Below are 20795 nucleotides of genomic sequence, written 5' to 3' on the forward strand. Positions count from 1 at the left end.
ATAATATTTCTACAAATGTGTATCGTGATATACTGTTAATATATTAAACAAGGGGGTTATAAATTGACGTCCACTACTGAACTAAGAAACATGTTGACTTTGGACTATGAAATGGGTCCATTCATTTCACTTTATGTTACCTTTAAAGAAATAAGTAACAAAAATGAATACTTAAATTTAATTCAAAATATAAAAACAAAATTTATTAACAAATATGATGAAAGTTTATGGTCTAGATATGAACGTAAACTTAAAAAATTCAATTTTGACCGTGCTAAACACGTTGATAATGGAACTGGATTTGCATTATTTGTGAGCGTTAAAGCTATTCATTCATTCACATTAACTAAAAATACTGATACTAAGGTTATGATGTCAGATACTATGGATATTATTCCACTAATAAAAGAAATAGAAACTGAATTACATTATCGATTATTGGTATTAGAAAAAAATAGTTTTAGATTATATCGTGTTGATAATGGAAAAATTAATGAATTCAATTTGGTTAATAAACCTATTTCTATTCTATTAGACAATGATCAAAATAAATTTTATCAATTAGTTGATGAATATATTACCGATATGTTCAAAGATGATGATTATTTACCAACTGTCCTAATCGCTAACGATGAAAATCATAATCTATATGCGAAAATCGCTAAACAACCTAAGTTATTAAAAGATATAACTTATGAAGATGATGTTAATGAAGACAATCTAAATGACATCGTTGATAAAGTTAATCAACAATTTTATAAAGCTGGCACTGCTAATAATAAATTCAATTATGAAAAAGCTAAAGCTGATAATGCTGCTTCAGATGACCTAAATGAAATCATTTATGATGCCACTGCAGGTAAAATTGATACTTTATTTATCAATGAAGATAACTATGAAAAGCTTTATAATGATTTGGCGATTACAACGATTGGTTTTGCTGGAGAAGTGTTTGTTCTTTCTAAAGAAGATATGCCAGTTAATGCTAATTGTGCAGTCATCAATCGACAATATGTATAGTAAAAAGCCTACTCATTTTAGTAGGCTTTTTAGTTTTTAACTCCATAATTTTCATAAGAGTCACTAATATTTTTTCTGATATTCGATGGAATTTCATCTTTGCTAATTAATTCAGCTTTAGAAACATATGATCCCTTATGAACAACTTTGGCCCAGCGATGATTAGCATCGTAAAAACCAGTAGCAAAGTTTAGATATTCACCTTTTCCATCAGCATCATGAACATAAGAATAAATCTTTTCAGGATGATTAACATATTTTCTATAATCTTTCTTATTATAATTATTCTTGATAATTTGACTTGGCGTTTTCTTAGGCAAAATAGCATATCCCTGCTCTGTTTTTAATGATGGATTAAATCTATCAAAAGCAACAGAATGCGTTTCTTCACCATATGCAAAAAATAACATAGCACACGATATTAATAACGATAATACAAAAGCACCACTAACAATATAAAGATATTTCATGTACTTATGTTTACTCCTTACATCATTACTAATTTGTTCAACCATTTCGTGATTTTCGCCCAATAGTTCATTTAATGAAATACGTAGGATTTTACTAATATTAACTAGAATATCTAAGTTAGGATAGCTTTGATCATTTTCCCATTTAGATAATGCTTGCCTAGTTACATGAAGTCGATCAGCTAATTCTTGCTGAGTAAAATTGGATTTCTTGCGACCATCTTTTATTTTTTCACTTAAATTCATTCCAACGCCTCCTATATTCATTAAATTACTATATTAGGAGATAAAATGTCACGCAACTTTCGGTTGCAAGACCGCTGTGACAACATTTTTAATTAATCATTTTGCACAATACTTGTTTTTCTATCCATTACAACTCCTGAATGATCATGATAAATGAAATATAGCAAAAAAAGATCCATTAATTATTTTTCAATAATTAATGGATCTAAAAATTTTTTATTATTAATTATGAGCACTTGTAATTTTTTTAATAGACTTTGGTAGGCTGTTGGCAAGAGCCAATCTGTACATTCTATCTTTATTTAATTCACTATAAACATTATTTTGCATTCTTCGGTTATATCTTAAATTAGTATGTTCTTGAATATGACGATATTGGTTAGCAGCTTTTGTTTCTCTGATTTCTCTAATTGTATCTTTGGAAACATTATCTTTTTCGCCATCTTCATAGTTATTCATCATATTTTTAACTTTTGAGATCACATTATCTAACATATTAATAACTCCAATCTATAAATTAAAATAACTAACAATATTATTTTAACATTAGTTGAATAGTTAATGTTATAAGAAATACATAGCAATATTAATTGTTGGTGTGAACATATCTAAAGTCATAATTACCACCACTTGGATAGTAGTTAACTCCTTGAACACGATTTTTTAATACTTGTGGACTGACTAATTGATACAAAGGTGCTACTGCTTGATCTTTTAACATTACTTTTTGTGCATTAACCATATCATTCCAACGTTTTGCATAATTATTTGCATCGTTAGTAGTTGCTTTTTTCATTAAACTATCATATTGAGAATTGCTCCAACCACCATGATTATAACCATTATTAGTAGTCATTAAACTCATAAAGCTAACTGGGTCTGGAAAGTCAGCAATCCAAGCATCAACAGTTAAATCAAAATCACCTTTTTCAGTTCTTGAAGTAGCAACTTTTGCTGGCACATTAACATCATTAACTGTTAATCCAGGTAACTTTTGAAATTCATTTTGCATAAATTCAGTCATTGATTTGGAATCTGATGAATCATCTGATAATAAAGAAAGATTTAATTTGTTTTGGCCTACTTCCTTCATCCCTTTAACAAATAATTTCTTCGCTTGTTCTAGATTACTTGATACAGCTGATGAAACATAACCATCATCAGTAAAATCTTTTCCTTTATATTTAGACATATCTGAAGCAACAAACCCTTTTGCTGGAACCGATCCATTACCTAAAACATTATTAGTTAGTTCATTACGATTAACAGCTAGTGACAATGCTTTTCTAACATTAACATTTCTTAGTGCTGCAACTTTCTTTTGATTCATTTCTAGATAATAAGTGCCTGCTTCTTTTCTAGGATGATATTCAGAATTACCCTTAAAACTTGATACTTGGCTTTTTCCGCTTAATTGCATTTCATCTAAATTGCCGCTTTGATATTGATCTAAAGCAGTTTGTGGATCCTTAGCAACACTAAATTTCATAGTTGATAATTTAGTGTTATTTTTATCCCAATAATAAGGATTTTTTACTAATTGCCAATTATCGTTAGTTCCAGTCCAACCTTTAACTTGAAAAGCACCATTATATAATTGCTTATCACTTGTAGTTGCATATCCACTACCATATTTGTCTACTTCAGATTTACTTTGTGGATAAGTTGGTGGCATTGTTGCAACGTATTTAAAGTAAGTTTCTGGTTTGTCTAAACTAACAACAAATTTATAATCACCTTCAGCTTTAACACCTAAACTAGAAACTGGCATTTTACCTTTAGCGACAGCTCCAGCATTATGTACATTATCAAATAAATATTGATAAGCAGCAGCAGTTTTAGGATTCACACTTCTTTGAAATCCATAAACAAAATCTTTAGCAGTTACTGGAGTCCCATTACTCCACTTAGAATGTCTTAAATTAAATGTATAAGTTTTACCATCTTTCGATACTTTATAGTTTTTAGCAACACCTGGAACAACTTGGCTGTTTTTAGTCATAACCAAAAGCCCTTGGTTGGAATTATTCAAAGTTACATCACTCACTTGATCAACTAATTTTGATTGATCTAGTGTTAATAAGTTAGATGGCTCTGACATATTTACAACTCCATTATGACTACCACTGGCTTGATTACCACAAGCGGCTAATCCTAAACTTGATAAGGCCGTTAAAGCCAAAACTGACAATACTGATTTCTTCATTTTATAATCCCCCTATGTTTATAGTGACTACCCAATGAAGAAATCATTTATTATTTTAATATCTCCATTGGAAGTCTACTTTTATGAAATTTATAACTAATTACGATTCGCATTTTGAATGCCACTAATGTCATGTTTCATAAAAATCACCCCCTTAAAGTTATGTATAAAAAAAGCGCCCCATATTTCGCATACACGAAATAAAGGACGCTTGCGCGCGGTACCACCTTTTGTTATACCGTTTTTAATTTCATTTTTAATATGGCAAAACGATATCACTCAAACAAACCTGTTGATTTGCAGATTCAATAATGGGAATTCCCAGCTTGGACTACTTTATTTTGCCCAGCAGCTAATAGATGATTTTCATTTTTACACTCATTAATTCCTTTCACCAAACGGAATCTCTCTAAAAAATCATGTAAAAATTACTCTTTCTATTTCAACGCTTTTGATATATTTATTTGCCAACAATTTAAATCCTAATACTTTTCTCATCTTTGTCAAATTTTTCTAAAAATAATTTAATGTTTAGACTAATCTATTACTTTTGCATTTTAATCAATAAATGTGAGATAATAACATTTATGCTATTTATAAAAAATAAATAGTTAAAATATGACACTTCAGAATAAAACTAAAAGCATCACATCCATATATTTATGTTATATAATATATAAAATGATTGCTATTTGATTTAGGAGAGGATTTTAAAAAGATGTCAGACATAAAATTAAGACCTATTTTAATGGAATGGGCACAAGATTATAGTGATGAAATTGTTGATTTAGATTTTGTTAGAGACCAACTATCAGATGAACAATTTGATGATTTCATGAAACAAGTTAAGAAACTTGATTTGTTAACAAACACTGAGGCATATAAAATTATTTATGACGCTGCTAAAAATGATCTTGAACTAAATCACATTGATGATTTAGAAAATCGTACTACTCAACTAAGAAGATTAATTGAACTATGTGGTGAATTTAGAGAAACACCTAAATTTGTTTTATTCGCTAACATGTTTACTCATGCTGGTGTATCAACAGATGAAACTTTTGCACGTTTAACATATGCTGAATTAGCATTACAAGATTTTGAATAAATTAAAAGAGCATCCAAATATTGGATGCTCTTATTTTTTTACATATTTTTAAACAAATGGACGGCCACCTGCAGTAATAAAACCAATAATAAATAACAAAATTAATGCACAATATAAGCTTATTATCATACCCTTAGTGATACGTCCCTTATTCTTTTCGGCAAACGTCATTTCTAGCAATCCAATAAACATTATTGCTGCTAAAACTTTTAAAATTGCAAAAATTGGATTACGGTCATATGCCTTAAAAAATAAAAGTGATCCCGTAACAATAAAAACTAAATAAGTTACACGACTAATCATCATGTAAGGCATAAATCCTTTTTTCTTAAAAATTGATAATGATACTAAAACTATTAAAAGTATTGCGAAAATTAAATGAATCCACAAATACATATAAATTAAACACTCCCATTAAATTCAATAAAAATCCATCAACTACTTAGATTCATGTTTATAATCGTCATCAATTTCAGATTGGTCTACAAACAATGAACCATCAGAATTACGTAAAGGGGTTAAAGTACTACCATAACCACCATACTCCACTCCTGTACGTTGATCGATATAAATGGAAACTCCTGTAAATGATTCTTCAACTAATTTAAATCTTTTAGACAATAAAACTGCCTCCTTGAATTCGTCAATAACTATACAATTATAAATCTATTCTATTGTACATAATAAAGCATCAATAATCAAAAAAGCATTAGACTGGCAAATATAAATTATTTTGATATATTATTATTGAAGGAGGTGCAAACTATTAATTACGATGAATTTAAAGCTAAACAGTTAGTGCGACCATATATGCGAAAATACTTAAAAAAATATAGTGTTGAAAAAAATAATAAACTTGATCTAATAAAATTTCAGGACTATTTATTTAAAATGTATAAAAATAAAGAACTAAATGAAAGCCAAACTTTATATGTCGCTGAAGATTATTTAACTTTTGAACTATATCAAGATATTCGAGAAAATATCCAAGCATATAAAAAACGTCAAGATAGGAAAAATGAACTAGATAACTATTTAAGATTATGGTTTATTTTCGCAACTGGTTTAGTATTGTTTGGGATTGTTTTTAGTATTGCATCTTTTGCTTCTTATGAAAATTTCACTGATCGTAAGGTTATCCTTTTCTTTTTAATTTCATCAAATTTACCAATTGCTATTTTTTTGCTCAGCAATATCGTTAACAAAACTTTATACCGTTTAAGTTATTCTAAAACCATAACAACGTTTGTCATTCCCATTATCTTTGGCATTGCGACAATGAGTTATCGTAGATATTTTCCACAACTCAGTTTTCATAAATACAGAGAAAATGATGTTATCATCTTAATTTCTATCACAATGACGTTCTTATTAGCTGTAATATTCCTAAATTTACTCTCACTAGTAACTAAAATGTTAAAACGTCATTACGAGAAAAAAGGCGAAGATGATTAATAAAAAGGACTAGATTTAATAATCTAGTCCTTTTTTCTATATCATTTTACTTAAAAATCTTTTAGCATTTTCAGTTTGTGGTTGATTAAAGAAACCATCCGGAGTTTGTTTTTCTTGTAACTTACCTTCATCCATAAACCAGATTTGGTCAGAAACGTTCTTCGCAAATTCCATTTCATGAGTAACAATAATCATGGTCATATCTTGTTTAGCAAGTTCTTTCATTACATTTAAAACTTCCCCTACTTTTTCCGGATCTAGAGCAGAAGTAGGTTCATCAAACAAGATAACTTCTGGATCCATCGCTAAAGCTCTAACAATGGCCACACGTTGTGCTTGACCACCAGATAAACTAGCCGGAAATACATTAGCTTTATTATCTAAGCCAACTGTTTTTAATAATTCATGCGCTTTATTTTCAGCAGCTTCTTTAGTCATGCCTTTAACTTTAATTGGTGCCAAAGTAATATTATCTAAAACGCTTTTATTTTCGAATAAATTAAAACCTTGGAAAACCATTCCAATCTTAGTTCTTAATTGGATTAATTCTTTAGCAGAACTAGAAACTAAATCTTTGCCATTTAATAAAATTTTTCCGCTAGTTGGTTCCCCCAACATATTAATGCAACGTAGGAAAGTACTTTTACCGGCACCTGAAGGCCCTAACAATGAAATTACATCACCTTTGTTAACTTCAGCATTTAAATTTTCAAAGATAACATTGTTTTTAAATTTTTTAGTTAAATTTTCAATCTTAATCATTGGTTCCATGGTTAAACTTCCCTTCAAAGTATTTCATCATTCTAGAGATAGTAAATGTGATGATAAAGTAGATCACCATAATAATTGCGATTGGGGCAACCCCTTTATAAGTGTCTGCTTGAACGGCTCTCATTTGATACATTAACTCACCTACTCCAATTACAGATGCTAATGAGCTATCTTTAATCAAAGTCACTAATTCATTCCCAAGAGCTGGCCAAATATTTTTGAAAGCTTGAGGTAAAACAATGTATCTCATTGATTGTTTACTAGATAATCCTAATGAAAGTGCAGCTTCGTTTTGACCAACTGAAATGGAAGTAATTCCACCTCTAATGATTTCGGCTACATAAGCTCCAGAATTAATTGAAATAGCAACAATTCCAGCTGTTAATGCTGGGACGTTAACAACAGCTCCTAGGCCAAAGTATACAAACATAATTTGCACTAGTTGAGGAGTTCCACGAATGAACTCAATGTAGCAAACTGCCACTGCATGTAATAACCAATTATGACTTAATCTCATTAGTGCGAAAATAACACCAAGAATAATACCAAAAATAACTGAAATAACTGAGATTAAGATTGTATTTTCAATTCCTGAAATAAAGAAGTCTTTATACTGCCACATTGAATTGACGGTTGATTGATTCTTATTATTAGGCATTTCATTAATTGCCGTTGGAATAAATTTATTAGTGTATTGATTGTCTTTTTGTAAATTAGTAATTGTCTTGTTTGCTGATTGAACTAATGAATTAGCTCCTTTGGAAAAAGCAATATTATTATCTGAATCACCTGAGTGAAGTCCCGATGGAATTGTGACAATTCCACTATTATGATTTGCATAGGCTTGGGCAACTGATTGATCCATCGCAACTGCAGAAATTTTATTGGATTTCAAAGCCATGATTAAATCATTAGCATTTTCCATACCTTTAGTAGAAACACCAGATAATTTTTTAATTGAATCATATTGAACAGATCCAACTTGAGCTCCAACTGCTTTACCTTTCAAGTCATGATAATCTTTTATTTTATTTTTGTCGTCTTTGTTGATAATTAGTCCAGTTCCAGATTTGTAATAACTATTTGAAAAGCTAACACTCTTCGCTCTTTGTGGAGTTTTATTTAACCCTGCGATTACCATATCAACTTTATTTGTTTGTAATCCAACTAGTAATGAATCAAATCCCATGGATTTAACTTGTAGTTTAACTCCCATGTCTTTAGCAATTTTTTGGCCTAATTGAACATCAGCACCTTCGACTTCATTTTGACCATCCTTATTACCTAAAAATTCATAAGGAGGATAATCAGGGGAAGTCCCCATTACCAAAGTACCCTTCTTTTTGATGTTAGCTAAATAATGATCATTAGTATTAGCTGCATTCACGTTAGTAGTGCTAAACATTCCTAATAATCCGATGAAAAATATAAACATAATTGCAATAAACTTAAAATGTTTCATGTGAAACTACTCCCTTCTTCTACAAAATAAAAAAGTCCTCTTGGAAATTAATCCAAGAGGACGATTGCTCGCGGTGCCACCTCAATTTTTAGTATTCTCACAAATACTAACTCAAGAAGTTATAATAACTTCCGCAATAACGCTGCGAACGTAACTTTTACTCATTTCAAAGTTAAACTTACAGATACGATTTACTAGATATTATCTTTAGCTCTCATCAATTACTAAATTCTCTGTAAATAACAATTCTAATAAAATTTCTGTCGATGCTTTTAAAATATTTAATTAAATAAAAAAGTCCCCTTGGAATAAAATTCCAAGAGGACGAATCAACCGCGGTGCCACCTCAATTTTTAATATCTTCACAGATATTAACTTACGAAGTATAAAACTTCAGCAATTAACGCAGCTAACGATTTTTTCTACTCATTTCGAAAAATGACTCTCAGGTACGATCTAATTAGGATATTGCTTAGTTTCACAACCCTAAGCTTCCTGTGAAATATCTGATAATTAGAATTCCTGTTCAACGTCTTGTTTAATTGGTGAATATCATATAACGATGTTATAAAAATTGCAAGTGTTTTTTAATTTAATTTTAATCCAAAAAATATAAAATAAATGATAAACTAAGTATTGTGATAATTTTCAAGTTACATATTAATAAATTATGACTAATAATACATACTTAGGAGAATATACATGAATTTAAGAAAAATGATAACAATAACTGCGAGTGTAACAATTATTGCTACAAGTTTTTCAACAATAAGTAACATAGAATCAAATTTGATAATTGTAAATGCTGATAGTAAAAATGAAATAAGCAATGAACAATTTGATTCTGATGCTAATGCTGCAGCAATGGCTGTATCAATAAACAAAGGAAATGGCTTTACTGTTGGAGATCTAGATGGATTAAAGGCAGATGATGGTAATAGGTTATCTGCGTACACTGACAATGATAATAAAGATTCTTTTGCCGGATTAATCAGTGGAATAACTAATGATTATAAGGATGACGATGATGATTATGAATATCCAGATTCATATAATGCACTGATTTATCTATATAATCATTTTTATAATAGATTTGATTCTACAACTCAAGGAATTTTATCATCATACTATAAAGATACGAATATAGATAATTATTGCGACCTAGCTATGAATTTAGCAGAAGCTATACAAAATTGGGGTAAGCAATTTGATGATGTAGCACCTTCACCAAGAGAAATACAAGAAAACAATGCTAAAGAACAAGAAAATAAGGCCAAAAAACAAGCCCGCATTAATAGAAAAAATGCTTCCAATAGAAAAGTAAAAATTTCTAGAGCTAAAAAAAATTTAAAAATTGCTAAATCAAGATATAATAAGGCTAAATATAATTTCAAAAAGCATCATTCAAAAAAGAATAAGAAATCATTATCTAAGGCTAATCATAATCTAAAAGTTGCTAAATCTAAATATAGTGCTTTAACTAAATAATTAGGTATAAAAAATAAGCTGCCATTTTTGGTAGCTTATTTTTTATCTAATTATTCCAATGAATCCCAAGGTTTCAATTCAATTGGAGCTTGATTTAACATTTCTTTTTGTTTATCAGTTAAATATTTTTTATTAACAACCACTTCATATACATAGTCATTCATCCAACTATCGTCCATGGTGTAATAACCATCAAAGCCATTCTTGGCACCCCAGGAATTTTCCATCTTCCAACGACGTGGTTGATCATCAACTAAATCCACGCCAGTTAACGCCGTTGCATGTGAAACTTCAGCATCATGATATTCAAAACGATCCTTTTTACTCATTGATAAATCAATGTTAAATAAGTCGGCATAACGATACAAATTAGAATCTAAATATCCAGCCTTACGTTCTGATTGTTGCGCAATATCATTAGAAATCCAAACTGCTTGGCCGTCTTTTAATTGAGCAATTGATGCTTTCTTCAAATCTTCCATTGGTAAGTTTAAGAATTCAATATTACGACCACCCACAACATTGTCTTGAGCACTCATGCTATAAACTTTTGCGTAATCCTTATCAGGTGAATTACTTAAGACTACATAATCATCTAAATCAATATCAGCAAAGTATTTATCAAAGAATGATTTAGGAGTTAAATCACGATCAATATGGTATTTTTTCTTGTCATCACGGTATTCAAAGTCAAATGTTTCACGTGGAACACCTAATGAATATGCAGTGATACGGTAAACTTCTGACAACATTTGGCTACGAGCTTCTTTGATGTCTTCATCGCTAACACCATCATTGACCATATTTCTTAATTTCATGGCATCTTGGCGTAATTTGTAATTTAAGACTGTGTTTAAATCACTAGTGTTTTCAGAAACTGATGATTCTGGAAATTCACTTTTTGGCATTATTCCATATTTTTGTACTAATGAAACCGCCATTGCCCATTGTCCACCATCAGTACCAGGCCCTGCTAAATAAAATTCAACAGTCCGGTCGTCAACAGGCTTATCAGCAGTTGCAATAATATTGTCATAAAAAATATTAGCACGTTCAATTTTATCCCAGAAGAATAAATAATTTTGGGACATTTCAAAGTCTTTAACACCATATTTTTTGCCAAATTCATGTTTCAAAGTATTTAATAATGCAAACATCCAGCAACGACCAGATTGTTTTTGATTTGATACTTTACCAGTATCTGCTTCCACCGAGAACACTGGATTCATTCTAATTTTAGCTTCTGGATCACGAGCAACATTATTAATACCATTTTGCGTAACTGCTCGTTCTAACATTTTATTTTCTGGATTACTGTCATATTCTTTTCTTAAATCATTTAAGTAATCCATGCTTAATTTTGAATCATTCATTTAGATACACTCCTATCATTATTCCCAAGGTTTTAATACGATTGGTTGTTGGTCTAATAATTGTCGTTGTTCGTCAGTTAAGTATTTTTTGTTTACAATTACTTCATCAACATAAGCATCCATCCAATTGTCAGCCATTACGAAGTAACCTTTTTCACCGACTTTTGCGCCCCATGAGTTTTCAACTTTCCATTTAGTAGGTTTATCATCTACCAAATCAACTCCAGTTAAAGTCATCGCATGATTAGAAATACTATCTAAATATTCATATTTTTGGCCTTTAGTCATATCCATATAAATATTAAATAATTGATCATAGTGATATAAATCAGCATCTAAAATACCATTTTTACGATCAGATTGAGTAGTAACAGTATTAGCAAACCAAACGGTTTCACCATCTTTTAATTGATTAATAGCAGTCTTTTTCAAAACGTCCATTGGCATGTTTAAGAAGCCAACATGACGACCACCTACAACGTTATCAGATGCAGGATTAATATAGTTTTGCTTAAATTTCTTATTAGGTGCATTTTCAATTACAACATAATCATCAAGATCAATTTCAAAATATTTATCAAAGAATTCTTTAGGGGTAATATCTTGATCTAAATGATATTTTTTCTTGTCATCACGATATTCTAGGTTGAATGTTTCACGTGGAACACCACAAGCATAACCTGCGATTTTAAAGATTTCACGTAATAATTCATCGCGTTTATGATTAATTTCATCATCAGATGCGTCACCATTAACCATGTCACGCAAGATTTTAGCATCACGACGCATGGTAAGATCCAATACATCGTTTAGATCAGATGTATCATCAGTAACTTTACTTTCAGGAAAAGCATAGGTAGGCATTACTCCATATTTTTGCACTAAAGCAACCGCCATTGCCCATTCACCACCATCACTACCGGGTCCATCTAAGTAAGTACGTACTTCACGATCATCAACTGGTTTGCCAGCAGTCGCAATAATATTATCGAAGAAAATATTAGCACGTTCGATTTTGTCCCAGAAAAATAGATAGCTTTGTGATAATTCGAAATTTTTTACATCATAACGTTTAGCAAAATCATGTCTTAATGTATTAAGTAAGGCAAATAACCAGCAACGACCTGAGCGTTTTTGATCAGTTACTTTACCGGTATCAATTTCAACAGAGAAGCTACGATTTAATTTAGCAGGCACGGTATTATCTTTTGCGGTATTATTAATTCCATTTTGAATAATGGATCTTTGAATTACATTTGCACGTTTATTTTTTGCATATTGTTCACGCATTGCATCAAAATCTTGTTTAGTTAATTTTGAATCAGCCATAAGTAGACCTCCAATTATTTTCTTTAATTATTAGGTTATCACAAGAAAAATTATTTGAAACCAATCTGCTTTAAAAATGATTTCAATTTATTAACATTGTATTAAATTTTTGAAAATTTATTGATATTTTTTATATTACTGGTAAATTAGTAATTAGTTATGCTTATAGTTTTTTGGAGGAATAATATTATCATGAAGAGATTTGCAATTGCATTATCCCTGTTTACCGCACTTACATTTTGCTTGATTTTCACTAACAATCAAGCATCAGCAAATAGTAGATATACTAATCGTAATGACTATACTAATGTTTATAAATACATCGCTTCTAATCGTGGAAATAAAATGATTCATTTTCACAATTTTAAAAGACTGGGAAAGACAAAAATCGGTCGTTCCGTAAGTTTTAATGGAGTTATGTTCTGTTATATTCCAAAAGTTAATGGTTATGTGCCCTTTAATCAAATGAAAAAGATTAAAAAACATAAACACATTAAAAATGTAAATAAATATAAAGTTGCTCCAACTATTTATTAAAAAAAGTTCACTTGGTAAATCCAAGTGAACCTTTTTATTATTCGGCTAAATTATTAATATTATGACGAGCAGTTTTATTGGTTGACCATGGGAATGTATGAGCAACGCCTAGAATTTTGTCTTTTTTAACAAATCCCCAATAACGACTATCATTGGAAATTTCTCGGTTATCCCCCATTACAAAATATTCGCCTTTAGGCACAACTGTAGCATTTTTATTATATGTCCATTTTGTTTTAGACAATTTAGAAATATCCCAGTTCTTCATGTTTTCACCGTTGTAATTATATTCAGAACCTTTTTGTTGCTGTTCCTTACTAATATAATTTTGTTCAACTGGCTTATCATTAACGTATAATTGTTCATTTTTAAAGGAAATTTTATCTCCGGGCATCCCAATTACACGTTTTACATAATTAATTTTTTGAGTTGCTGTAGGATCTTCACCATGTGCATCAAAAATAATTACACTATTTCTTTTTACTTGAGCTTGGCGAAAAACAAGGATACTTTCATTATTTTCCAAGTTTGGATACATTGAATCACCATCAACATTAGCTCTAGTAACAAAATGATTCAAAATCAAAAATAAAAGTACCCCAATTGCAATATATATTAAGATACTTAAAGCTTCTTTAAAAAATCTCTTACTCATAATTAATTCTCCTCACAATTATATTAATATTGTATCACTATTTTAAAATTTTAAATATTAAAACTATGTAAAAAAGCCATGTTATGAGTTAAAACATGGCTTTAATTATTATTCAGCTAAGTCATTAATGTTGTGACGAGTAGTTTTATTAGTTGACCATGGTAAAGTATGAGCAACTCCTAAAATTTTATCTTTTTTCACAAAGCCCCAATAACGACTATCATTTGAGATTGCTCGATTGTCCCCCATTACAAAATATTCACCTTTAGGCACAACCGTGGCATTTTTATTATATTCCCATTTAGTTTCTGATAATTTTGCAATATTCCAATCCTTTAAATGTCCATTGTCATTACTATATTCAGAACCCTGTTGTTGTTGGAATTTACTAATATAGTTTTGTTTAACGTCTTTCCCATTGATATATATTTGATGGTCTTTAAATGAAATATGATCGCCTGGCATCCCAATTACTCGTTTTACATAATCATCATTACTTACTGCCTTAGAATCTTCACTATGTGCATCAAATACGATTACACTATTTCTTTTAACCTTTGCTTGTGGAAATAAAATCACTCGTTCTTTATTTACTAGATTGGGATACATTGAGTTTCCCTCAACTTTTACGGTTGTGACAAAGTGGCTTATAATAAAATACAAAATAACTCCAATAACTATATATACTAAAAGATACAAAGAATTTTTCAATAGCCTATTATTCATAATTAGCTCTCCTAATTTCAATTAACAAAATTATAACATTATTTAAAATAATTAATAACTAACAAAAAGAGCTAAGTAATCATTAATTACTTAGCTCTTTTTTCATTATTTCTCTTCTGAATTAATTTTTGCAATGTGTCCTTGTTGAATATAAACACCTAAAATAGCAACATCAGATGGATTAACACCCGAAATTCTTGAAGCTTGAGCCACAGTTTGTGGTCTGATTTTTTCAAGTTTTTGACGAGCTTCAGTAGCCAAACTATCAATAGCTTTGTAATCAATATCTTCTGGAATCTTTTTAGCTTCCATTTTCTTCATACGAGCAACGTTTTGTTCAGCTTTCTTAATGTATCCAGCATATTTAGTTCTAATTTCAACTTGTTCGATTACACGACGACCTAATGGATGAGGTGCTGGTTCGATAAATTGTAATAATGTTTGATAGGTTACATATGGACGACGTAGGAAGATGGATGCTAAGATCCCATCTTTCAATGGTTTATCACCATGTTCTTCAACAAATTTGTTAACTTCTTCGCCAGGTTTGATTCTAATTTTATCTAAACGAGCTAATTCGTCCATAACTGCCTTTTTCTTGTCTAAGAATTTGTTATATCTTTCATCAGAAATAAGGCCTAAATCATGACCCTTTTCAGTTAAACGAAAGTCAGCATTATCATTTCTTAACAATAGACGGTATTCAGCACGACTAGTTAATAAACGGTAAGGTTCATTAGTACCTTTAGTTACCAAGTCATCAGCTAATACCCCGATATAAGCTTCATCACGTTTTAAAGTAAATTGATCTTTACCTTGTGCACGCAAAGCAGCATTAATACCCGCATATAATCCTTGTCCAGCAGCTTCTTCATAACCAGAAGTTCCGTTGGTTTGACCGGCAGTATACAAGTTCTTAACAAGTTTAGTTTCAAAAGTTGGTTTTAATTGATAAGGAGCTACCACATCATATTCAATTGCGTAACCAGGACGCATCATTTCAGCATGGTGTAACCCTTCAACTGAATGCAACATCTTTTGTTGAACTTCTTCAGGCAATGATGTTGATAAACTATCACAATAGTATTCATTAGTATCGCGACCTTCTGGTTCTAAGAATACTTGATGACGATTCTTATCAGCGAAACGCACAATCTTATCCTCAATTGATGGACAATATCTTGGACCCACTCCCTCGATTACACCAGTAAACATGGGAGCACGGTCTAGATTATCACGAATAATTTGATGAGTGGTTTCATTAGTATAAGTTAGCCAACAAGATAATTGGTCTTTAACAGGAATATAGTCTTCATCAGGTGTTTCGTAACTAAAGTGGTTAACTTCTGGGTCACCTGGTTGTTCTTCAGTTTCACTGAAATCAATAGTGCGACCATTAACACGAGGTGGAGTTCCAGTTTTGAAACGTTTTAGATCAAAGCCTAAGTCTTCTAAATTCTTTGATAATTTTAAAGCTGGTTGTGAATTATTAGGACCAGATGAATATCTTAGTTCACCAATAATAATACGACCACGGGCAGCAGTTCCTGCACAAACAACCACTGATTTAGCACTATATTTAGCACCAGTATAAGTAACGATTCCCTTACATACACCGTCTTCAACGATTAAAGAATCAACAATTCCTTGACGTAAGGTTAAGTTTGGTTGTTCTTCGATAGTTTGTTTCATCGCACGATGGTAAGCATGCTTATCCGCCTGTGCACGTAAAGCACGCACAGCAGGGCCTTTACCAGTGTTCAACATTCTCATTTGAATGTAAGTTTTATCAATATTACGACCCATTTCACCACCAAGGGCATCAATTTCACGGACAACGGTTCCTTTGGCAGGGCCACCTAATGATGGATTACATGGCATAAATGCAACCATATCAACATTAATAGTAATTAGCATTGTTTTATTGCCCATTCTGGCTGAAGCTAAGGCAGCTTCACTACCAGCATGTCCAGCTCCGACAACGATTACGTCATAATCGCCGGCATCGTATTGGATGTTTTCTTCGCTTACGATTTCACTCATTCGTTTTTCCTCCATAAACATAAATGTTTCATGTAAAACATTTTATTTTTAATCATTGTTTCACGTGAAACAATATTTATTTACCTAAACAGAATTGGCTAAATAGTTGATCTAACAGTTCACCATTATAGCTATCACCAGTGATTTCACCTAATGATTCCCAACAATCACGCATATCCATTTGAACTAAATCAACGGGCATTCCATCATCTAAGCCACTAATGACATTATTTAATGATTCTTTAGCTTTATGCAATAAACTGACATGACGAGCATTAGTAACCATAACATCAGCTTGTGAGCTTTGAATCCCTTCATTAAAGAATAAATGAGCAATCATTTCTTCTAATGGTTCAGTTCCATCGTCTTTAATAGCTGAAGTGGTGATTACATTTTCTTTACCAATTAATTGATTAATTTCATCAATATCAATTTTTTGTGGTAAATCGGTTTTATTTAAAATAACAATTCTTTTGGCATCATCAGTTAATTCAATTAACTTTTTATCTTCATCTGATAATGCTTCTGATGAATTCAACACTAGTAGAACTAAGTCTGAACTTTGAATTGCTTTTCTGGATCTGTCGACCCCAATTTTTTCAACTTTATCTTCAGTTTTTCTAATTCCAGCAGTATCGACTAATTTCAAAGGTACCCCACGTACATTGACATATTCTTCTAAAACATCACGAGTTGTTCCTGGAACATCAGTCACAATTGCTTTATCTTGATGTAGTAAATGATTTAGAATACTTGATTTCCCAACATTAGGACGACCTACAATGGAAGTAGCTAAACCGTCACGTAAAACTTGACCTTGTTTTGAAGTTTTAAGTAATTTAATAATTTTTTCTTTGATATCTTTAGCATTTTTCATCAATAAATTGGAAGTAACAACTTCAGCATCATCATATTCTGGATAGTCAATATTAACTTCAACGTTAGCTAATACATCAAGGATTTGTTGTCTAAGGGTTCTAATTAGACGTGATAAATTACCATCTAATTGACCTTCGGCGGCTTTCATTGAACGATTAGTTTTGGCATCAATAATATCCATAACGGCCTCAGATTGTGATAAATCAATTCGACCATTCAAAAAGGCACGCTTAGTAAATTCACCCGGTTCAGCCATACGAGCACCATAGCTAAGGACTAGCTGTAAAATTGTATTTGTAGCAACAATTCCACCGTGACAATTAATTTCAATTACATCTTCACAAGTATAAGTTTTAGGCGCTAGCATTACAGAAACCATTACTTCATCAATGTCTTCTTTAGTTTCAGGATCCATAATGTGTCCATAATTAATAGTATGAGAAGCCACTTTACTTAAATCTTTTCCACGATAAAGTTTGGAAATAACTTGTAAAGCATCTTCACCACTAATTCTAATAATTGAAATTCCACCTTCACCAGGTGGGGTTGAAATTGCGGCAATTGTATCAAAATCTGTCGTTGTTGCCATGTTATTCTTCCTTTCTATGTCAATAAAACGTAGCTATGCGCACAAAAAAAGTGCCCACTCCACGCCACAATAAATAAGCATGGACAAAGCACTTTGACTACTTCATCTAAGTTTTCGTTTTTTCTTATTAAATATAATAATAAGAATTTTATTTAAATTTGTCAATTTTTTAAACTAAATAATTTTTGCTTCCACCACTACTGAGCGATATGGATCACGACCTGAAGAGTAGGTTTCCACGTGTGAACTATTTTCTAATTGTGTGTGGATAACTTTTCTTTCAAATGAAGGCATTGGATCTAAATAAACTGGTAGTCCAGTCGCTACCGCTTCACGCGCGGTTTTTTCAGCTAATTTTTTTAATGTTTCAACTCGACGATGACGATAGTCAGCAGTATCTAATTGAATCAATAAACGACTAAAGCCTAAATGATTTAAGTAAATTTGTGCTAATGATTGTAATGCATTAATTGTTAAACCATGTTTACCAATCAAAATGCCTTCTTGATCAGTTTGAAAATTAATTCGTGCAAATTTACGATTAATAACTTCATAATCTAATTTTGCTTCAATTCCTAGTTCTTTAACAATTGGTGCTAAATATGCAATCAAATCTTCAATTGCTTCTTCGTTAGCATCCTTTCTAGATTTTGTTTTTACTTTAGTTTCTTCATCAAAATGAGCTTCTGATTTTGAATTATTATTTGTTTGTTCATCATTATTAACTTGTTTAGGCTGAGAGGTAACAATTTTATCAATCTCAACAATAGCATCTCTTTTACCAATCCCAAGGAATCCCTTGCGACTATTTTGAACAATATTAATTTTTGAATTATCTTTATTAAGGTTTAATTCTGATAATCCTTTTTTAATTGCTTCATCGACTGTTTTCGCAGTAAATGTTGACATTAAGCTTTCTCCCTTTATTTTTAATCATATTCACCTATATTATCATAAATTTTAATAATAAAGATAGCTAATTTAAGGATATCTTAATTTAAGACGATAAAAAAGACTGACTTAAAAGTCAGTCTTTTTATTATACTATTTACGACGTGAACGTTTTGCTTTTCTAATTGCTTTTTGAACAGCATGTTTACGTTGCTTTTCAGCAAGTTGTTTTTCTTCACGTTCCTTTTGAATTTTCCAAGGATTTTGTAATACTAAAGTTTGTCCAGCTTGGAACAAGTTAGTTACTACCCAATAAATGGAAATAGCGGCTGGAATATTTAATGCCATGAAGAAAATAATTAATGGCATTCCATAAGTCATCGACTTAGTCATTCCATTTTGTTCAGGTTGCGATTTAGTAGCTAACCATGAACTAATAAAAGTAAATAGGGCCGCCAAAATAGGCATAATAAAGTAAGGATCTTTATGTCCTAATTGTAACCATAGAAAATGACCTGATTTCAAAATATCAGTACGCCAAATTCCTTGATATAAAGCCCATAAAATTGGTAATTGAACAATTAAAGGTAAACATCCAGCAACCGGATTAACACCTGCTTCTGAGTATAACTTTTGTTGTTCAGTACGCAATTTTTGCATTGTTTCAGTATCCTTAGATGAATACTTCTTTTGTAATTTCTTTAACTCAGGTTGTATTTCTTGAGTTTTCTTCATACTCCTAGTTTGGTAAATCATCAAAGGTAGGATAATGATTCTTACGATAATGGTAAAAATAATAATTCCCATTCCGTAATTATTACCAAAGAATTTTGACAACCAAATAATTGCTCTAGAGAAGTTTAAAACAATTACTCCATCCCATAATCCAGTACTGTGGGAAGTAATAGGTTTATTACTACATGCACTTAAAAAGAATACTAGACCTAATATGGAAGCTAATGAAAAATATTTTTTGAATTTTTTCATTTATTCTTCTCCCTCATCAAGTAATTTTGCTAACTTCAAAACATGAACTAGGTTTTGCTTAACTTCTTTCATTGAAAGACCATCGACACGTGGACGAGCAATAACTAAGAAGTCAACATCTTGTTTTAAATCAGGCTTTAACTCTAGCAAAGTTTGTCTAACTCTTCTTTTTACCCAGTTTCTGTGTACAGCATTACCGACTTTTTTACCCACAGAAATTCCAACACGAAAATGTTTTTGATCAGGTTTATCCATTTGATAGACAACAAACATCCGGTTGGCTACTGAATCATGTTTTTCAAAAACCTTTTGGAATTCTGCTTCTTTCTTCACACGATATGACTTACGCATAATCCATCTCCGTTAATTTTCTATCAATATAATGAAAAAGACCACTGATTAATTGGTCAGTGGTCTTTAGTATACTAGACAGTTAATGACTTTCTGCCTTTTCTACGGCGATTAGCTAAAATTTTACGACCGTTGTTTGTACCCATACGTTTACGGAAACCGTGTACGCGAGCATGCTTACGTCTCTTTGGTTGGTAAGTTCTTTTCAT

At 31.0% G+C, this 20795-nt stretch carries 22 protein-coding genes and 2 other annotated features; of the genes, 5 read left to right on the forward strand and 17 right to left on the reverse strand.

Translation table 11 applies throughout. From position 1 onward, the window contains the following. Nucleotides 1–63 precede the first annotated feature (63 nt). Nucleotides 64–1020, forward strand: coding sequence for a baeRF3 domain-containing protein (locus DY123_RS04400; RefSeq protein ID WP_140936221.1), 957 nt, complete (start codon nucleotides 64–66; stop codon nucleotides 1018–1020). A 29-nt stretch (nucleotides 1021–1049) separates the two neighbouring features. Here the strand turns inward: DY123_RS04400 and DY123_RS04405 are convergent, their stop codons facing one another. The 3 genes from DY123_RS04405 to DY123_RS04415 form a co-directional block, all read right to left on the reverse strand. Beyond that, complete coding sequence (locus tag DY123_RS04405) at nucleotides 1050–1736, reverse strand: helix-turn-helix domain-containing protein (protein ID WP_181398787.1); 687 nt, start codon at nucleotides 1734–1736, stop codon at nucleotides 1050–1052. 222 nt (nucleotides 1737–1958) lie between these two features. Continuing rightward, nucleotides 1959–2231, reverse strand: coding sequence for a hypothetical protein (locus DY123_RS04410; protein ID WP_108983019.1), 273 nt, complete (start codon nucleotides 2229–2231; stop codon nucleotides 1959–1961). Nucleotides 2232–2322: 91 nt separating this feature from the next. Continuing rightward, the gene (locus DY123_RS04415) at nucleotides 2323–3942 is read right to left on the reverse strand and encodes a peptide ABC transporter substrate-binding protein (protein WP_140934442.1); all 1620 of its coding nucleotides are present in this window, start codon (nucleotides 3940–3942) and stop codon (nucleotides 2323–2325) included. Nucleotides 3943–4142: 200 nt separating this feature from the next. Continuing rightward, nucleotides 4143–4397 (reverse strand) — a binding site (T-box leader). A gap of 263 nt (nucleotides 4398–4660) precedes the next feature. On the opposite strand from DY123_RS04415, the gene DY123_RS04420 reads away from it, so the two are divergent. After that, on the forward strand, nucleotides 4661–5050 hold the full coding sequence (locus tag DY123_RS04420) for a hypothetical protein (protein ID WP_105964299.1): 390 nt from the start codon (nucleotides 4661–4663) through the stop codon (nucleotides 5048–5050). A 48-nt stretch (nucleotides 5051–5098) separates the two neighbouring features. Here DY123_RS04420 and DY123_RS04425 read toward each other — a convergent pair whose 3' ends face one another. Both DY123_RS04425 and DY123_RS04430 read right to left on the reverse strand, forming a co-directional pair. After that, nucleotides 5099–5446: a DUF1516 family protein gene (locus DY123_RS04425; RefSeq protein WP_105964300.1), complete on the reverse strand. Its 348-nt coding sequence runs from the start codon at nucleotides 5444–5446 to the stop codon at nucleotides 5099–5101. A gap of 42 nt (nucleotides 5447–5488) precedes the next feature. Beyond that, nucleotides 5489–5671, reverse strand: coding sequence for a DUF6440 family protein (locus tag DY123_RS04430; RefSeq protein ID WP_105964301.1), 183 nt, complete (start codon nucleotides 5669–5671; stop codon nucleotides 5489–5491). A 189-nt stretch (nucleotides 5672–5860) separates the two neighbouring features. Here DY123_RS04430 and DY123_RS04435 point away from each other — a divergent pair, with 189 nt between their 5' ends. After that, the gene (locus tag DY123_RS04435; RefSeq protein WP_140936222.1) at nucleotides 5861–6505 is read left to right on the forward strand and encodes a hypothetical protein; all 645 of its coding nucleotides are present in this window, start codon (nucleotides 5861–5863) and stop codon (nucleotides 6503–6505) included. Between the two features lie 36 nt (nucleotides 6506–6541). Here the strand turns inward: DY123_RS04435 and DY123_RS04440 are convergent, their stop codons facing one another. Continuing rightward, a complete protein-coding gene (locus DY123_RS04440) occupies nucleotides 6542–7276 on the reverse strand; it encodes an amino acid ABC transporter ATP-binding protein (RefSeq protein WP_318530561.1) in 735 nt (244 codons plus the stop codon). Further along, complete coding sequence (locus tag DY123_RS04445; protein ID WP_140936414.1) at nucleotides 7260–8738, reverse strand: ABC transporter substrate-binding protein/permease; 1479 nt, start codon at nucleotides 8736–8738, stop codon at nucleotides 7260–7262. Before DY123_RS04445 ends, DY123_RS04440 begins: the two co-directional genes overlap by 17 nt. 317 nt (nucleotides 8739–9055) lie before the next feature. Next, nucleotides 9056–9277: a binding site (T-box leader), on the reverse strand. Nucleotides 9278–9440: 163 nt separating this feature from the next. Between DY123_RS04445 and DY123_RS04450 the strand changes: the two genes are divergently transcribed. Next, on the forward strand, nucleotides 9441–10226 hold the full coding sequence (locus DY123_RS04450) for a hypothetical protein (RefSeq protein ID WP_140936415.1): 786 nt from the start codon (nucleotides 9441–9443) through the stop codon (nucleotides 10224–10226). Nucleotides 10227–10276: 50 nt separating this feature from the next. Here the strand turns inward: DY123_RS04450 and DY123_RS04455 are convergent, their stop codons facing one another. Both DY123_RS04455 and DY123_RS04460 read right to left on the reverse strand, forming a co-directional pair. Continuing rightward, on the reverse strand, nucleotides 10277–11599 hold the full coding sequence (locus tag DY123_RS04455) for a C1 family peptidase (protein ID WP_105964317.1): 1323 nt from the start codon (nucleotides 11597–11599) through the stop codon (nucleotides 10277–10279). A gap of 18 nt (nucleotides 11600–11617) precedes the next feature. Continuing rightward, nucleotides 11618–12928 carry a C1 family peptidase gene (locus DY123_RS04460; RefSeq protein WP_140934447.1) on the reverse strand — a complete coding sequence of 437 codons (1311 nt, stop codon included), beginning with the start codon at nucleotides 12926–12928 and terminating at the stop codon, nucleotides 11618–11620. 192 nt (nucleotides 12929–13120) lie between these two features. On the opposite strand from DY123_RS04460, the gene DY123_RS04465 reads away from it, so the two are divergent. Then, nucleotides 13121–13465 (forward strand): hypothetical protein, encoded by a 345-nt coding sequence (locus tag DY123_RS04465; protein WP_140934448.1) that lies wholly within the window; start codon nucleotides 13121–13123, stop codon nucleotides 13463–13465. Between the two features lie 37 nt (nucleotides 13466–13502). On the opposite strand, the gene lepB (DY123_RS04470) is transcribed toward DY123_RS04465, so the two are convergent. The 8 genes from lepB (DY123_RS04470) to rpmH all read right to left on the reverse strand — a co-directional run bounded on the left by lepB (DY123_RS04470) (nucleotide 13503) and on the right by rpmH (nucleotide 20795). After that, nucleotides 13503–14120 carry a signal peptidase I gene (gene lepB / locus DY123_RS04470; RefSeq protein ID WP_108983028.1) on the reverse strand — a complete coding sequence of 206 codons (618 nt, stop codon included), beginning with the start codon at nucleotides 14118–14120 and terminating at the stop codon, nucleotides 13503–13505. 108 nt (nucleotides 14121–14228) lie between these two features. Then, a complete protein-coding gene (gene lepB / locus DY123_RS04475) occupies nucleotides 14229–14846 on the reverse strand; it encodes a signal peptidase I (protein ID WP_140934449.1) in 618 nt (205 codons plus the stop codon). A gap of 105 nt (nucleotides 14847–14951) precedes the next feature. Beyond that, nucleotides 14952–16889 carry a tRNA uridine-5-carboxymethylaminomethyl(34) synthesis enzyme MnmG gene (gene mnmG, locus DY123_RS04480; protein WP_404799057.1) on the reverse strand — a complete coding sequence of 646 codons (1938 nt, stop codon included), beginning with the start codon at nucleotides 16887–16889 and terminating at the stop codon, nucleotides 14952–14954. 76 nt (nucleotides 16890–16965) lie between these two features. Continuing rightward, the gene (gene mnmE, locus DY123_RS04485; RefSeq protein WP_140934451.1) at nucleotides 16966–18357 is read right to left on the reverse strand and encodes a tRNA uridine-5-carboxymethylaminomethyl(34) synthesis GTPase MnmE; all 1392 of its coding nucleotides are present in this window, start codon (nucleotides 18355–18357) and stop codon (nucleotides 16966–16968) included. Between the two features lie 174 nt (nucleotides 18358–18531). Further along, on the reverse strand, nucleotides 18532–19266 hold the full coding sequence (jag, locus tag DY123_RS04490) for an RNA-binding cell elongation regulator Jag/EloR (RefSeq protein WP_140934452.1): 735 nt from the start codon (nucleotides 19264–19266) through the stop codon (nucleotides 18532–18534). Between the two features lie 135 nt (nucleotides 19267–19401). Beyond that, a complete protein-coding gene (yidC, locus tag DY123_RS04495) occupies nucleotides 19402–20235 on the reverse strand; it encodes a membrane protein insertase YidC (RefSeq protein WP_105964325.1) in 834 nt (277 codons plus the stop codon). After that, the gene (gene rnpA, locus DY123_RS04500; RefSeq protein WP_105964326.1) at nucleotides 20236–20586 is read right to left on the reverse strand and encodes a ribonuclease P protein component; all 351 of its coding nucleotides are present in this window, start codon (nucleotides 20584–20586) and stop codon (nucleotides 20236–20238) included. Between the two features lie 74 nt (nucleotides 20587–20660). Further along, nucleotides 20661–20795, reverse strand: a complete 135-nt coding sequence (gene rpmH / locus DY123_RS04505; protein ID WP_105956880.1) for a 50S ribosomal protein L34 — start codon at nucleotides 20793–20795, stop codon at nucleotides 20661–20663.

Origin of the sequence: Apilactobacillus micheneri (assembly GCF_006493595.1) — a bacterium.
GTDB lineage: Bacteria > Bacillota > Bacilli > Lactobacillales > Lactobacillaceae > Apilactobacillus > Apilactobacillus micheneri.